At 71.0% G+C, this 14,684-nt stretch carries 13 protein-coding genes and 1 tRNA gene; 6 read left to right on the forward strand and 8 right to left on the reverse strand.

Features of this window, described 5'->3' with window-relative positions; genetic code table 11:
• Positions 1–50 precede the first annotated feature (50 nt).
• Positions 51–1,112: an Lrp/AsnC family transcriptional regulator gene (locus ABTZ54_RS32790; protein WP_351670479.1), complete on the reverse strand. Its 1,062-nt coding sequence runs from the start codon at positions 1,110–1,112 to the stop codon at positions 51–53.
• A gap of 235 nt (positions 1,113–1,347) precedes the next feature.
• Here ABTZ54_RS32790 and ABTZ54_RS32795 point away from each other — a divergent pair, with 235 nt between their 5' ends.
• From ABTZ54_RS32795 to ABTZ54_RS32805, 3 genes are all read left to right on the forward strand, one after another.
• A complete protein-coding gene (locus ABTZ54_RS32795) occupies positions 1,348–3,195 on the forward strand; it encodes a tetratricopeptide repeat protein (protein ID WP_351670482.1) in 1,848 nt (615 codons plus the stop codon).
• A gap of 62 nt (positions 3,196–3,257) precedes the next feature.
• On the forward strand, positions 3,258–4,271 hold the full coding sequence (locus ABTZ54_RS32800; RefSeq protein WP_351670485.1) for a YdcF family protein: 1,014 nt from the start codon (positions 3,258–3,260) through the stop codon (positions 4,269–4,271).
• 77 nt (positions 4,272–4,348) lie between these two features.
• A complete protein-coding gene (locus ABTZ54_RS32805; RefSeq protein ID WP_351670488.1) occupies positions 4,349–4,630 on the forward strand; it encodes a hypothetical protein in 282 nt (93 codons plus the stop codon).
• Between the two features lie 6 nt (positions 4,631–4,636).
• Here ABTZ54_RS32805 and ABTZ54_RS32810 read toward each other — a convergent pair whose 3' ends face one another.
• A complete protein-coding gene (locus tag ABTZ54_RS32810; protein WP_502997355.1) occupies positions 4,637–5,668 on the reverse strand; it encodes a serine/threonine-protein kinase in 1,032 nt (343 codons plus the stop codon).
• Positions 5,669–5,836: 168 nt separating this feature from the next.
• Here ABTZ54_RS32810 and ABTZ54_RS32815 point away from each other — a divergent pair, with 168 nt between their 5' ends.
• Entirely contained in the window at positions 5,837–6,469 is a 633-nt protein-coding gene (locus ABTZ54_RS32815; RefSeq protein WP_351670494.1) for a hypothetical protein, read from the forward strand.
• 102 nt (positions 6,470–6,571) lie between these two features.
• A complete protein-coding gene (locus ABTZ54_RS32820; protein ID WP_351670497.1) occupies positions 6,572–6,967 on the forward strand; it encodes a DUF5958 family protein in 396 nt (131 codons plus the stop codon).
• Between the two features lie 271 nt (positions 6,968–7,238).
• Here ABTZ54_RS32820 and ABTZ54_RS32825 read toward each other — a convergent pair whose 3' ends face one another.
• The 6 genes from ABTZ54_RS32825 to ABTZ54_RS32850 form a co-directional block, all read right to left on the reverse strand.
• The gene (locus ABTZ54_RS32825; protein ID WP_351670500.1) at positions 7,239–11,024 is read right to left on the reverse strand and encodes a caspase, EACC1-associated type; all 3,786 of its coding nucleotides are present in this window, start codon (positions 11,022–11,024) and stop codon (positions 7,239–7,241) included.
• Positions 11,021–11,437, reverse strand: coding sequence for a hypothetical protein (locus ABTZ54_RS32830; protein ID WP_351670503.1), 417 nt, complete (start codon positions 11,435–11,437; stop codon positions 11,021–11,023). Before ABTZ54_RS32830 ends, ABTZ54_RS32825 begins: the two co-directional genes overlap by 4 nt.
• 183 nt (positions 11,438–11,620) lie before the next feature.
• Positions 11,621–11,860 carry a hypothetical protein gene (locus tag ABTZ54_RS32835; RefSeq protein WP_351670506.1) on the reverse strand — a complete coding sequence of 80 codons (240 nt, stop codon included), beginning with the start codon at positions 11,858–11,860 and terminating at the stop codon, positions 11,621–11,623.
• Between the two features lie 385 nt (positions 11,861–12,245).
• Positions 12,246–12,319: transfer RNA gene (locus ABTZ54_RS32840), tRNA-Pro, on the reverse strand.
• A gap of 38 nt (positions 12,320–12,357) precedes the next feature.
• A complete protein-coding gene (locus ABTZ54_RS32845; protein ID WP_351670508.1) occupies positions 12,358–13,047 on the reverse strand; it encodes a Pr6Pr family membrane protein in 690 nt (229 codons plus the stop codon).
• A gap of 93 nt (positions 13,048–13,140) precedes the next feature.
• Positions 13,141–14,079, reverse strand: coding sequence for a metallophosphoesterase (locus ABTZ54_RS32850; RefSeq protein ID WP_351670511.1), 939 nt, complete (start codon positions 14,077–14,079; stop codon positions 13,141–13,143).
• Between the two features lie 74 nt (positions 14,080–14,153).
• Here ABTZ54_RS32850 and ABTZ54_RS32855 point away from each other — a divergent pair, with 74 nt between their 5' ends.
• Positions 14,154–14,618: a GatB/YqeY domain-containing protein gene (locus tag ABTZ54_RS32855; protein ID WP_351670514.1), complete on the forward strand. Its 465-nt coding sequence runs from the start codon at positions 14,154–14,156 to the stop codon at positions 14,616–14,618.
• Positions 14,619–14,684: the final 66 nt, after the last annotated feature.

Raw genomic sequence — 14,684 nt, forward strand, 5'->3', positions numbered from 1 at the left:
CACGCCCGCCCCGGTCGGACGGAAGACGGACGGACGAGGGGCGTCCCGCATCAGACGAAACGGTCCTGCCACAGCGGAGCATGCAGGTCCGGCGGTATGTGGTGCAGTCGGCGCCCGTCCCGCCCCAGCACCTGCGCGCCCGACTTGTGGGTCCGCAGGCTCAGCGCGGTCCCGGTGATCCGCAGCGAGGGCGCCGCCCGCTCCATCGTCGTGGTGATGTCGTGCAGCTCGCCGACCGAGCGCAGCCAGGCCCCGACGGCCAGGTTGTGCCCGCCGGTCACCGAGGTCACCAGCCGGGTCTGCCGCAGCCGGGCCATCGCCGCCGCCGTCGGGGTCACCGCGAGTGACGGCACGTCCGCCCTGATCAGCGCCCACACCGGCCGCCCCGAGAAGCGCGGCGCCGGGACACAGTGGTGGATCAGCACGTCGCCGCCCAGCAGCGCGTCCAGCCGGCGCCGTACCGTCGACTCGCTCGCCCCGCAGATCCGCGCGAGCTCCGCCGCGCTGCGCCGGGCGTCCCCGGCCAGCTCCAGGGTCAGGGCCTCGTCGAGCTCGGTGACCCGCTGCGGACGCCGCCGCGGCACCCCAGGGCCGCCCTGCGCGGGAACGGTGGGCCCGGTCAGCTGCCGGGCCTGGCGCGGGGTCAACTGGTCGAGCTGCCACAGGTTGCGCGCGCTGTGCACCCCGGTGACCACTTGGGTGCGCGAGCGCGTCACCCCGGGCAGCCGCTGCACACGCAGCGACAGGTAGGAGTCGAGGGCCGCCAGGTCGGGGCAGAGCACGAGCAGCATCAGATCGGTGTCCCCGGTCACCTCGTGCACCCCCAGGGTGTACGGGTCGCCGGTCAGCTCGATCGCGGTCTCCTCGGAGCGGCCGGCCGCGCAGTCCACCTCGACCCACGCGTACAGCGGCGCCTCCCCGCCGGAGTGGCGGAGCAGGAAGCCGTTCCACGCGTAACCGCCCGCCGTCAGGTGCTCCCAGCGGCGCGCGAGGGTGTCGGGGCTGGCGCCGAGAACGGCCGAGAGCTGGGTCCAGCTCGCCCTCGGCGCGAGCTGCAATGCGTGGATCAGCGCGAGATCCGCCTCTCCCAGGACGGTTTCCCCCGTTGGCATGCGCCTCCTTGGTCGTTTTACGACAATAGCTTGGCCGGTTTACTCCTGCCGTCCAGGATTTTGTCCCAGGGGCATATGCATTCAAGCCGTGCCGGCGGCGCCCCGCCATGAAGACAGGCTGAAGAGACCGGGCACGAAGTAACGGGGCGGACAGGGGCAAATGGCGGAAACGGGGCGGCCGTTGGCGGGCCGGGAGCAGGAACTGGCGGTACTGCGCGGCGGGATACGCGATGGTGTGCGACTGCTGACACTGGCCGGGCCGCCGGGCCCGCTCAAGACCCGCCTCCTGAGGGAGGCGCTGAGACGCGAGGGCGTCGAGGCCCTGTGGGAACCGGCCGAGCTGCTGGCCCCCGAGAACCTGCCCGCGCTCGCCCGTCTGCTGCGCCGCAGACTCGCGGCCCCGGGAGCCCCGCGCGTCCTGGTCCTGGACGGCTGGGAGCGGCTCGGGCACAGCGGCGCGGCCCTGGTGGCGGGCCTGCTGCGCGAGGCGCCCGCCTTCGCCCCCGGCCTGACCGTGCTCGTCACGTCCCTGCGGGCCCTGCGCCTCGCGGAGGAGACGACCCTGCCCGTCGCCCCGGGCCCGTCCCACCCGGCGGGCCTGCCGCGCGGAACCGGCACGGACCACGACACCGTCCCCGGCAGCGGTTACGACACCGCCCCAGGCACCACCCACAGCACCACCCCAGGCACCGTCCACAGCACCACCCCCGACCCCACCCTCACCCCCGACCCCGCCCCCGCCCCCGCCCCCGCCCACGAAGAGGGCCCCTCCCTCCTCCAACTCGCCGCCGCCGACCGGGGCTACACCCAGTGCGACCCGCTCGAACGGCTCCTATGGGAGCGGATTTCCGTCTTCGAGGGCTCCTTCGGCCGCGAAGCCGTCCGTGAGGTGTGCGCCTCCGGATCCCTGCCGGCCGACATCGTCCTCGACGTCCTGGACCGGCTCGCCCCGCTCGCCCTGCTCCCCGTGGACGACGGCGACCCGGGCGAGGACCGCTACTGGATGCCGCCGCCGATGCGCGCGGTCGGCGCCCGCAGGCTCACCGAGCGCGGCGACCGCTGGGCCGTCGTCCTCCACCACCGAAGGTGGTACGTGAAGGTGGCCCGGCGGGCCGCCGACTGGTGGCACGGCGGACGGCAGCTCGACGCCCGCGCGCTCGCCCTGCTCGAACTCCCGGACCTGGCCGCCGCCATGGACCCGACGACGGCGCCGCTCTCACCCGCCGCCGAGGCGGACGCCGCCGTCGAGATCGCCGTATCGCTGTGGTTCCTGTGGGTGGCCTGCGGCCGGGTCACCGAGGGCAGGGCCCGGCTGGCCCACGCGCTCGCCCTGCACCCGGGCCCGGCTCCCGCCCGCGCCCTGTGGCTCGCCGGCTATCTGGAGCTGGAGGCCGGCCACCCCGAGGACGCCGACCCGCTCCTCGTACAGTCGTGGGCGGCGGCGGTACGGGAGGGCGACGACAGGTGTCTGGCCATGCTGGCCCATCTGCGCGGCTCCACGGCCCTGTACCAGGGCCGTACGGAGGCGGCGGCCGAGTTCCGCGACGCCCTGGAGGGGCTCGCCGAGTACCCGGATCTCGGCCCGACCCGGCAGCTGTGCTGGACCGCGCTCGCCCTGGCCCTGGTGCGTACCGACCCGGAGGCCGCGCAGGAGGCGCTGGACCGGGGCGCCGTGCACAGTTGGGCCGGGCGGGACGTGTGGGCCGACGCCTGGGCCCAGTACGCGCGCGCCGAGCTCCACTTCTGGGACGGGGAGCCGGGCCGCGCCATCGAGCTCGCCACCCGCGCCCTGCGGGACCACCTGCGGATCGGCTGCGTCACCGGAGCCACCTGCTCGGCCGAACTCCTCGCCCAGATGCGGATCCTGCGCGGCCGCCCGACCACCGCGGCGCACCTCCTGGGCGCGGTCGACCTGCTGCGCTCCTCGGCCTTCGAGGACGGCTACCGCCCCTCCCGTTTCTGCTCGCCGTCCCGCGAACGCAGCGAGTCGGCCCTGCGCAGGCACCTCTCGGACGGCGAGCTGCGCCGGGCGTACGAGGAGGGCGCGCGGCGCGGGCTGCACGCGCTGGTGGCCGAGCCTTGAGGGGGACGGCCGAGCCGCCATGGGCCGACAACGCTGTCGGTGGCGCTGTCTACGATGAGCGCATGTTCGCCTACGTCGTGTGCGCCGTGTTCCTGCTGCTCTTCGGGGCCGGTGTGCTGCGTGACCGGCGCCGCTTCAGCAACGCGGTGTATCTGGGCCTCGCCGTCACGTTCCTCGGCCTCGGCCTGCTCGCCGAGCTCGACGACGCCCCGGCCGGTGTCTCCGTGACCGTGATCGTCGTCCTGCTGCTGGTGCTCGCGATCGGGCCCCTCGTCCTGGCGGGGCTGCTGTGCGCGAACGGCGTGAAGATGGTCCGCAAGGAGGGCCGCCGCCCCGCCAACCTGCTCTCGTTCCTCGCGGGCCTGGGCATCTTCGGCGTGATCGCCCTGATGGCCACCGCGGTGATCACCCACTCGAAGCCCCTGGGCATCGTCGCGGGCACGCTCCTCATGGTGCTCGCCTACGTCTCCTTCCTCTTCGTCTGCTTCATCGGATACGCCTTCCTGTACGGCAGGATGCGCATCCGCCGGGACGCCGACTACGTGGTCGTCCTCGGCTCGGGCCTGATCGGCGGCCGCCGTGTGCCGCCGCTGCTCGCGAGCCGTCTGGAGCGGGGCCGTGAGGTGTACGAGACGCTCGCCGCCCGCCGCGAGGTGGACCGGACGCCGGTGCTCATCACCTCCGGCGGGCAGGGCCCGGACGAGGAGCTGCCGGAGTCGCACGCCATGGCGGACTACCTGGTGGAGCGCGGTTTCCCGGCGGACCGCGTCCTGCGGGAGGACCGCTCGCGCACGACGGAGGAGAACATGCTCCTCAGTAAGAGCCTGATGGAGCGGGACCGCCCGGGCTCCGAGTGCGTGATCGTCACCAACAACTTCCACGCCTTCCGGGCCGCGCTGATGGCCCGCAAGGCGGGGGTGAACGGGCAGGTGGTGGGCTCGCCGACGGCCGCGTACTTCTGGCCGAGCGCGACGATCCGGGAGTTCGTGGCGGTCTTCCTCCAGTACCGCGCGGTGAACCTGGGGATCTGCGCGGCCCTGGTCCTCATGGGCTGCCTGGCCTGGGTCGTCAGCTAGGCCGCCGGCCGACGTTCCCCGCGCCGCCGCCCTACGCTGGAACGAAGGGGCGGCCACGCGCGCGCGGAGGCGACGTCATGAGAGCACGGCACCACTTCCACATCGACTACCGGGGCCATTCGGTCAGCGCCACCGTCCAGACCGGCCACACCCCGGTCGTCGAGGTCCTGGTGGACGGCAAGGAGACGGGCCACGCCACGACCCGGGACGACCGCCCGGTGACGGTCCGCATCGAGCTGCCCACCGACCCGCCGACCCCGGTCACCGTCCGGGCGACACCGGGCCCGGGAGTGCCCCGCTGCCTGCTGCTCGCCCCGGAACACCCGGACGGCCACGTGATGGCCCCCCGCGTCTACTGACCGGGCTCAGCCGACCCAGGCCATCCCGATCAGCAGGAAGACGACGAAGGCGATGGCCCCGGCGACCGCGGCGGTCCTGCGCGGCCGCCGCCGGGAGATCACGGCCAGCGGATTCTCGGCCGGCGCCTGCGCCCGTCGCCCCCGGGACGCGGTTACCGGCGCGGTCGGCGGCGGAGGCGGCACCGGCGCGTGCTGCGGCCGCTGCTGTACGGGCGGGGCCGGGGCGGGCGCCACGGCCTGCGGAAGGGGCAGCGGCTGGTCCCGCCACGCCCCGGAGCCGAACCACTCGGAGATGGCCTGCGCCCCCGGCCGCTGCTCCGGCTGCTTGGCCAGCAGCGTCAGCAGGAAGGACTCGAACGCGGCCGGCATCGCGACCCCGACCTGCCGGGGCGGCGCGGGCGGGGTGTCGATGTGCTGGTAGAGCAGGGCCGTCGCGGTGTCCCCGCGGAACGGCGGCCGCCCGGTGAGCAGTTGGTAGAGCACGCAGCCGAGCGAGTACACGTCGGAGGCGGGCGAGGCGGGCTGCCCCAGGGCCCGCTCGGGCGCGAGGTAGAGCCCGGTGCCGACGATCTGGCCCGTGGTGGTGAGGGCGGCCGACGGGTCGTCCACGAAGCGGGCGATGCCGAAGTCGGCCAGCTTCACGGTCCCGTCGGCGTCCCTCAGCAGGTTCCCCGGCTTGATGTCCCGGTGCACCACGCCCTCCCGGTGGGCGGCGGCGAGCCCGGCCGCCGCGTGCGCGGCCACCGTCGCGACCTGCTCGGCCGGCAGCACGGGCGCCTGCCCCCGGTCCCCGGCGAGGCTGTCCCCGTGGACCAGCTCCATGACGAGGTACAGCTTCCCGTCCCACGTACCGAAGTCGAAGACGCCGACCACATGCGGATGGCTCAGCCGCGCCGCGGTCTGGGCCTCCATCCGGAACCGCTCGGCTGCGGAAGGATCGTGCTCATGACCCAGCATCAACTTCACGGCCACGTCGCGCCCGAGCACCTCGTCGGTGGCCCGCCACACCTCGCCCATGCCGCCACGCCCGACACACATGTGGAGCCGATATCGGTCCGCGACCAGCACCTGAGACCCACCCTTCTTCTCGACGCCCCATCGTAGAGCCGCCTCCTGAGGGAACCTCAGGCCGGGCACACGGCAGGGAACCGCTCAAGGGACGTAAATGCGATGCCCCGCGATGACGGAGCGTGGCACAGTCGGCGGATGTCCAACGACGTCGCGTATCCCGTCTTCCGTACCCCCGACCCGCTACTCGCCCTGAGCACCGCACGCCGGCTCATGGAGTTCGGCCGCCGCGAGTATTCCGAGGTCGCCGCGTACGCGGAGTTCTCCTCTGTCGCCGAGGTGCGGCGGGTGGCGGAGGCGATGCCCGGGGGATGGTTCCGCGGGGCGTCGGAGCTCAAGGAATTCGCCGGGGTGCCGTTCGAGGACCAGCCCCCTTTCGTGGTCGGCGTCCCGGCGGCCGACCTGCCGACCGAGGCGTCCGCGTTCGAGGGGCGGCTACCGGTGGAGTGGGACGTGTTCGACCAGCCGGTCGGCAGCATCGAGGACGCCTTCACCGCGGCGATCGGTCCCAGCACGGGCGAGATCAACTGGTCGTCACTACAGTGGCCGCCCGCGCCCGAGCTGGGATTCCGCGGCGAGTCCAACCACGCTGAAGTAACCCTCCTCTTCAACACCCACACCCGCTACGCGACCGAGCCCGCCGACGACCACACCATCCTCGTCCACGTCCGCAGCGCCAACTTCAACGGCCACGAGAGAAACGAGCCATACGCCCACTGGCTCGCCGCCCAGGCGGGCCTTACCCTCATCGGCCCCGCACAGGAGAGCTGACAACGCCCGCTCCCTGCGAGTAGTCAACCAGGTGACCTCCAGCATGGGTGTTCACCCCGTACAGGGGTACCGTCGGCCTGGTCGCAGGAGAGGGGGAAGGCTGTGCTGTATGCGCACGAGGTGATCCTGAACGAACTCGCGCAAGGCCTCAGATCGACGGCTGAGGGGATCGAGTGGTTCGAGGGCCTGTCGGAGGATGACCAGCGCGAGGCGGTCCATGCCCTGGTGCTGTTCTGCGATCAGGCTCGCGCTCGCGAGGCCGATGTCCCCGAGAGCATCGCCCGCTCCGGCATTCGCCCCACTCACACGCCCGCCGTCATGCTCATGAAGGGGCGCTTCGGGATGGCTCAACTTCCGGCGTACGAACTCACGAAGTCATTTCGCCTGCTCGTCGCCCTCTTCGGCATCGCCGATTCCCGCAGGCGGGCGCTGTACTGCGTCGACGGATGCGGTCACGAGTGGCACAACATGTCAGCTCAACCACAAGCTCCGGCCTAGGTCGTCGCCGCAGGCCGACACCTGCGAAGACGCCCGAACGACGCGCTCCTCAGCCACGACGAGACGGGTACCGACACGGAGCGACCACACCGGCCTCCGCCGCATCGCCGTAGCAGATGCTCCCCGCCGGCCCCGTCCCTCCGAATGAGGTTCGAGTGGAGGCGGGGCCAGGTAGTTCGGTATTGCACCTAATCAGAGTGCTGGCGTCGGGCGGCGTAGCGGCTGGGGCAAGCCAAGTCGGCTCGTCTCACCAGGTGAGCGCCGCGCCGGATCATGGCACAGGCCAGAGCTCACCCCGCTGTTCGTCTGTCTCGTACAACCTCCAAGCCGGCCACCGAATGGCTTCGACTTCTCCGTTGTCGCTGCCCAGCAAGTGCCGTCGATGCAGCATGAGCCGAAGGTGGCGGGCCGCGTCGGAGCCCTCTTCGACCCCCCTGTCGAGAAGTACAGCTCTGGTTCCGGCGGCGTCGATGGCTCCCACCAGAGCGTCCGCCGGATGCCCGTTGACTGTCTCGCCCAGCGTGATGGTGGCTTCCGTTGTGTGGGACAGGGCCTGATACAGGCGTTTGAGGAGGACTTCCTCGTCTCCGCCACCCGGGGGTACGCCGTTCCGCTCCGCAGCCTCCAGTAGCGCGGTGCCTACGCCTCCTCGCTGTCGCCAGAGTTCCTTGTCCCCCACCACGATGAGGTGACTGCGTGCTCGGGTGATGGCGACGTTCCACAGGTTCAGCTGTCCACTGACCCACTCGACGGCGCCTGTATGCATGCCTTCGCCGACGACGAGGGAGAACACCATGACATCGCGTTCGCCCCCCTGGAAGGTGTGCACCGTACCGATGCGCAGGCGCTCCTCGTCGTACGGTCGCAGCCGCCTGCGCAGCGCTTCAGCCTGCGCTGTGAAGGGAGTGACAACGCCGACGGTGGCCTCGGGCGGCAACTGGTCCAACAGGTAAGTGACGCTGGCGAGCACTTTGCGGATCTCGTCATCGTTGGCCCAGGAACCACCGAACGGAGGGCGGGCGGCTCGGCCGGTCACATCCGTCCAGATGACGGCGGGGCGGCGTGCCAGAGCGGGACGGCCACGGATGTCCGTGAGAAGAGTCAGCCCACCGTCGTAGAAGAATTCGTTGGAGATTCCGGCGATGTGCGGATGGCAGCGGAAGTGCTCGTCGAGAAGCAGTGTGCCGCCTGCGGACTGCTCGGCAGCGTGGAAGGCGGAGTGGCGCCGGTAGGCGAGGTGGTGCTTCTCCAGCCAGTCGGACCGCAGCCCGTTCCCGCGCCGGATGAGAGCTTCGCGGGGCGGGCTGGTCTGCGTGATGTGCGTGAGCTGCATGGGGTCGCCGATGACCAGGGCGCGCCGCGCGCGGAACAGCAACGGCAGGACGTGGGGGATGGCGCACTGGCTGGCCTCGTCGATGACGACGAGATCGAACAGTGCCGGGTCCGGAGGAAAGCGCCGGGCGGAGAGGCTGGTCACTGCCCATCCGGCTACTACGGGCGCGTCCGTAGACGTTCCCGGGCGCCCGAGAAGCCTTCCCAACTGTGGCCAGTCGCCGCGTTTGCCGTCCCGAGCCGTCAACAGGTCCAGAATGCGGCGGCGTCCGGCCCAGGCGGCGGCTTGGACCGTGGTAGCCAGGAGGGTGCGTGAAGCGTCCTGGACGGTGCTTTCCGCATCGTGCAGGGTACGCGTGAGCGCTGTGTCGTCAACGGTGGCCGCATGCTCGCGCCCGTCACGCCACTCCGCCTCGGCCGTGGCGAAGCCGGCTAGCGCGAGGCACCCTGTGGCGGGATCACCGGCGTACCTCCCCAGCCCGGCCTTGCGCAGGAAGCGGGTTCGGCGCCACGATCCTAGGAAACGGGCGTGGGCGAGGCGACGCGCCTTGCCCACCAGTTCCTTCGGTCGGGGCGGGCCACCGAGCAGGTCCTGGAGCTCACTGACGGTGCTCCCGAGCTTTTCCGCGTGGTGGGCGCGGGATTCGCCTGCTTCGCGAAGCCGTAGCTCGGTCTCCGCGATGTAGGCCAGAAGCTGTCGTACTTCTGCCAGACGGTCGGTGGCCAGTGCGGTTGCCATGGATGCCGTGGCCACGGTGGTGGACGGCTCCGGGCCGGTACGCAGCGCGTGCAGCGCGGCGGCCTCGTGCTCCGCGTTGCTCTTGCCGTTCTTCCGTGCTGAGCCGGTGCGCACGACGCTGCCGGGCACCAGCTTGTCGCAGCGGCGCCAGACCTCGTCCACGGCGTCGTTGTTGGTGGACGCGACCAGTACGGTCTGACCTGCCGCGATCGCCGTGGCCACGAGATTGGCGACCAACTGGCTCTTGCCGGTGCCGGGCGGCCCCGTGGCCACGGTGAGGCGGCGGGTCATGGCGGATCGAAGAACCGCCGTCTGGGCCTCGTTGCAGGGCAGCGGCGTCACGAGGCGTACCGGTTCGGGGTCCATGTGGGCGAGGGATCGGGCGCGCTGAGAGGTGTCGGGCGCGAGGGCCCCGAGAGCGGTCCTTCCGATCTGGTCCGTCTTTCTGGAGATGTCGGCGAAGTCGCTGAGAAGCCCCTTTGTGAAGCCTGTCTGGGGGCGTGCCGCGAACAGGACCGCGGTGTTGCGCGCCCCGTGGCCGGGCGTGCGGACGTCGATGCGGTCGGCGAGCTGGTCGGGACGGAGCTCCTGCACGCACGGCAGCTCGAACTCCTGCGTGAGGAGGTTGCGCACCTCTACCGCCATACGGTCGTGCTGTCCTCGATGCCAGGACGGCTGAAACGTGTCGACGAGCTGGTTGGCCTCCTCCTCGCCCAGCCAGTCGTGCGCCAGCTGAGGATGCGGCTGGACCGGGCCGTACGGCTTCAGCCGCACCTCGCCCTCGTCCTGGACGATCTCGACCCGGCGTACCAGCAGGGGCGCGAACTTCGGCTGTCGCCAGGGGTGTCCGTTGCGAGGCCGGGTGAGGACCACAGCCGGGTAGCCCGCCCAGAGCTCGGCATCTTCCTCTGCCGCTGAGTCCACCAGCGGGGCTGCCTCCTCGGGGAGCGCGACGCAGCCGTCGTCATCGACGTCGCCGGAGATGAACCTCTCCGCCCCTCCCAGGCATACGTACGACGTGTCCCGATGGCTCACCTCCATCAGAGGTGTCTCGGCGCTCTCGGCCAGGACGCACTCGCGGTAGTAGTCCAGCAGGTTGGCCCAGGTGGGCTGTGCGTGAGCGGATTTCGCGGCGCGCGGTTGTGTCGCTTCTCCGGCTGCGGCCCGGGGCCTAGAGCTCAGAGGGTCGAGGATGGGGGCCCGGCCGAAGGGGCTGTCCGCGATGACGATGCGGTCGTCGACGCCGAGCGCGGAGTGCACTGGCACCTGACGTCCGCCGTCCTGGGCACGCATGCGCCGGTTGACGTAGTGGAACAGGTCACTGACCGTTACCGCTTGGCCGCCGTCCTTGCTGACCTTCCCTGTGCGTAGCGCCTCGATGACCTCGCCGGTGAACGCCGACGGCTTCACCTCATCGCCGCTGCCCGCGTCCGCATACGAATCCTCCCCGGCCCGCGAGGACGACAGGACGTACACGCCCCTGCTGGTCAGCGGGGGCGGCTCGCCGGACTTGGACACAGAGCTCTCGGGACGTCGGTCCGACGTGCGCAGACCCACGGCGAACCCGCCGCTGCGGCAGCAGTCGATCATCACGATCTTCTGCGGGGACACACACTCTTCCAGCGCGTCGTTGAGGAACCCCGCACTGACACCGGTCGAGGCCACCCGGTCGTAGTCGGTGTCCTTGGCGACGAAGTGGAACTCGCCGCCGTCGCGTACGGTGCGTACACCGTGCCCGGAGACGTACACAAGCGCGAGTTCGTCCTCGTCGCGCTCCTGAAGGAACTCGCCGATGGCCGCCCGCATGTCGTCGGCGGTGAGATCGGAGCGGGTCTGGACGGAGACGAAGCTGCCGATGTTGCGATGCTTCAGGACCTGGGTAAGTCCCCACACATCCGCCCGTACGGAGGCCAGCGGCGAGAAGCGGCCGTCGTCGTAGTGCTCGTTGCCGATCAGGAGGGCACGGCGCTTGTGGAAGCGGGTCACGCCGTGCCGTCATTCGGTTCTGGACCGTCGCTGTCGGCGACCCGGTCCTGGAACTCGCGGACCATACGTTCCTGTGCGGCGTCCGGCCGTCCGGTGATCTCGATGGAGTCGTGCCCGACGGTGACTACTACCTTGCGGTGCCGCTCTTTCGCGCACCACTCCTTGATCAGGGTGATCAGGACCTGGGACGCCGGACGCGCGACGGCGGCGGTGGTGGCGGCCCAGAGAGCCACCTCGCCGACACCGCTGCCCTTACGACCCGGTTCGGTGGCGCCGTCGACGTCATGGAATCCGACGGCGAGGCCGTCCGTCCTCCCCAGGGTGTCGTGGAGATCCCGGGTGAGGCGCTCCTGCCGGAGCGTGTCGCCGCCTGTGGGCACGGCGAGTGTCCACTGTGGTCCCCCGTTGTGCATGTGCTGCTCCTCGCGTCGTTGTTTGTCCTGTCCGATCGGCGACTTTGGCACGAGGTCGTTCCCGGGTGACAGCCCGGGTCCACGGGAGCGGCAGCATTTGGCCACCTCCGCGATGTGCAGCAGCCTCTCAGCCATCGACTCTCGTCTTCCCGGGCGCACGGCGTTCTTGTCGACCGCGATGCCCTAGGCGTCGCTCAGGTCGCTCGGATCACGGGCCGGCACCGGCGGGTTGGACCAGGCGATTCTGCCCTCCTGATCGAGGGCGAAGCCGTCCCGCTCCAGGACCACCCTGATGTCGTCCAACTGCTTTGGCGTCCCCAGATCACCCGGGTCGCGGTATGCACGGATGAACTCCTCGAACATCCGGAGCGCACGCCGCACCTGATTCGGGTCTGCCCGGTCCACGCCTTCCGCGTAGAACATGAACTCGGTTCGACGCTGGCCCGAGTCCAGGTACTTCGGCTCGTCTGGAGGGAGGCGTCGAGTCCTCACCGGCGATCTCACGCCATAGTGCCGTAGCCGCGGAGCCAAATGCCGTAACTGCCTCCGGATCCGCGTTCTGCTACGACGGGAGCGGCCTGCGAAGGTGACTGCGGCCTCTGCCTTGTGGCCGGCGTCCATCAGCCTGAGCGTAAAGGCGCCCGGGTCGTGTATTGGAGTGTCCCGCGCGGGGCGTAGCCCGCCCGGCAGTCCGTCGCGTCCTCGACCTCGTTGCAGTTCCGAACTTGACTCCCAGAACGACCCCAGAAACCACTCAGGGGCCTGATTCGATCTCTCGAATCAGGCCCCTGACCTGGTCTTACGGCTGTCGGGGTGGCGGGATTTGAACCCACGACCTCTTCGTCCCGAACGAAGCGCGCTGCCAAGCTGCGCTACACCCCGATGTCGCTGCTTTGTTCTTCACGTCGCGGCGACATCGATTACTTTAGCCCACCCGCGCCCAGAGACGAAATCCGTTCCTCGCGGCCCAGGAGCGCCGGGCGGAAACGGTCCGTGGTGACCAGGACGAGGCCCAGGGCGTAGAAGGCCAGGCCCAGGGCGACGGCGTTGGTGAGGACGCCGGTGTAGCCGTGGGCGGTGACGTCCAGGAAGGGGTACGTGTAGCGGGTCGGCGTGTCGGGGGAGACGAGGGCGCCGCGGACCAGGGCGAAGAGCAGGTAGGCGCCGGGGGCCGCCAGCCACTGGGCCGCGTGGCGCCAGCGGAGGGCTCCGGGGCGGGTGAGCAGCAGCCAGTCGAGGAGTACGCCGATCGGGGTGACGGTGTGGAGCAGCTGGTTGGCGACGGCCCTGGCGCCGGTGAGCCGGGCGATGGCGGCGGCCTCGTTGAACTCGCTCGCCGGGTTGTCCAGCGCCAGGTGGAAGACGAGCCCGACCACCGAGACGCACAGCAGCACCCCGCCGGTCCACAGCGCCGGCAGCGGCGGGCGGCGCGTCCAGGCGCGGACGGCGCCCATGCCGAGGACGCCGGCGACGGCGGTGTTCGACCAGATCGTGAAGAAGCTGAAGACGACGAGGGGGTTCCCCTCGACGCACTCGATCACGATGCCGGTGATCGCGGCCAGCGCGATCAGGCCGCGGAAGGGTGCGGTGACGACGGCGGTGTTCGGCATGGGGTCACCGTATGCGCCGTACGGGTTGTCCGTACGGGTCCGTCCGCAAGGGTCGTCCGTACGGGATCGCGCGTACGGGATCGCGCGGACCGCTCAGTCGCTGGCCGTCAGGGTCAGCAAGGTGACCTCGGGCGGGCAGGCGAAGCGGACCGGGGTGAAGCGGTTGGTGCCGCAGCCGGCCGAGACGTGGAGGTACGAGGTGTGGCCGCCGGCCGTGTGGGTGGAGAGGCCCTTCACGCGGTCGGTGTCCAGGTCGCAGTTGGTGACCAGGGCGCCGTAGAAGGGGATGCACAGCTGCCCGCCGTGGGTGTGGCCGGCGAGCAGTAGCTCGTAGCCGTCCGCCGTGAACGCGTCCAGCGCCCGGAGGTACGGCGCGTGCACCACGCCCACCGTGAAGTCGGCGTCCCGGTCGGGGCCGCCCGCGACCCGCTCGTACCGGTCGCGCTTGATGTGCGGGTCGTCGACGCCGGTGAAGGCCAGGTCGAGGTCCGGCAGCTTCAGCCGGCCGCGGGTGTTGGTCAGGTTCACCCAGCCCGCCGCGTCGAACGCGTCCCGCAGCCCCTCCCAGGGGTTGTGGATCGCGCCCACCACCGGCGGGTTGCCGTTGAGGCCGTGCCGGCCCTGGACCTTCTCCTTCAGGTAGAGCGCGGGGTTGCGCAGCCGCGGCCCGTAGTAGTCGTTGGAGCCGAAGACGTACACGCCCGGGAACTCCATCAGCGGGCCCAGCGCGTCGAGCACCTCGGGCACGGCGTTCGGGTCGGAGAGGTTGTCGCCGGTGTTGACGACGAAGTCGGGGCGCAGCCCGGCCAGCGACTGGAGCCAGGCGCGCTTCTTGTTCTGGCCGCTCACCATGTGGATGTCGGAGACCTGGAGGACCCGCAGGTCGCGCATGCCCCGGGGCAGCACGGGAACGGTCACCCGGCGGAGCCGGAACGAGCGGGCCTCGAAGCCCGCCGCGTAGACGATGCCGGCCGCGGCCGTCGCCGTGAGGCCTGCCGTGATCTTCAGGGGGATCCCGTACCGTGCGCGCATCCCCTTATCGTCGCAGACCCGATGGGCGGAAATGCGCGGGCGGTCGCGGTGCGACACCTGACACACTGGGACACATGACCACGCTCAAGGCCAAGCTCAAGGACGAACTGAACGTCGCGATCAAGGCGCGCGACGAGCTCCGCTCTTCGACCCTGCGGATGACCCTCACCGCCATCACCAAGGAGGAGGTCGCGGGCAAGACCAAGCGCGAGCTCTCCGACGACGAGGTGCAGATGGTGATCGCCAAGGAGGCGAAGAAGCGCCGCGAGGCCGCGGAGGCCTTCACGGCGGGCGGTCGGCCCGAGCAGGCCGCGCGCGAGCGGGCCGAGGGCGAGCTCCTCGACGCGTACCTGCCCAAGCAGCTCTCCGACGCCGAGCTTGAGGCCGTCGTGGCCGCCGCCGTCGAGGAAGCGAAGGCCGCCGGTGCCGAGGGGCCGCGGGCCATGGGCGCCGTCATGAAGATCGTCAACCCCAAGGTCGCCGGGCAGGCGGAGGGCGGCCGCGTCGCCGCCACGGTGAAGCGGCTCCTCGCCGGCTGACCCAGGATGTAGAAGGACGTAGAAGGAAGAGGGGTGCCCCTCCCGGAATCCGCGGATTCCGGGAGG

The organism is Streptomyces sp. NPDC094032, from assembly GCF_040303965.1.
GTDB lineage: Bacteria > Actinomycetota > Actinomycetes > Streptomycetales > Streptomycetaceae > Streptomyces.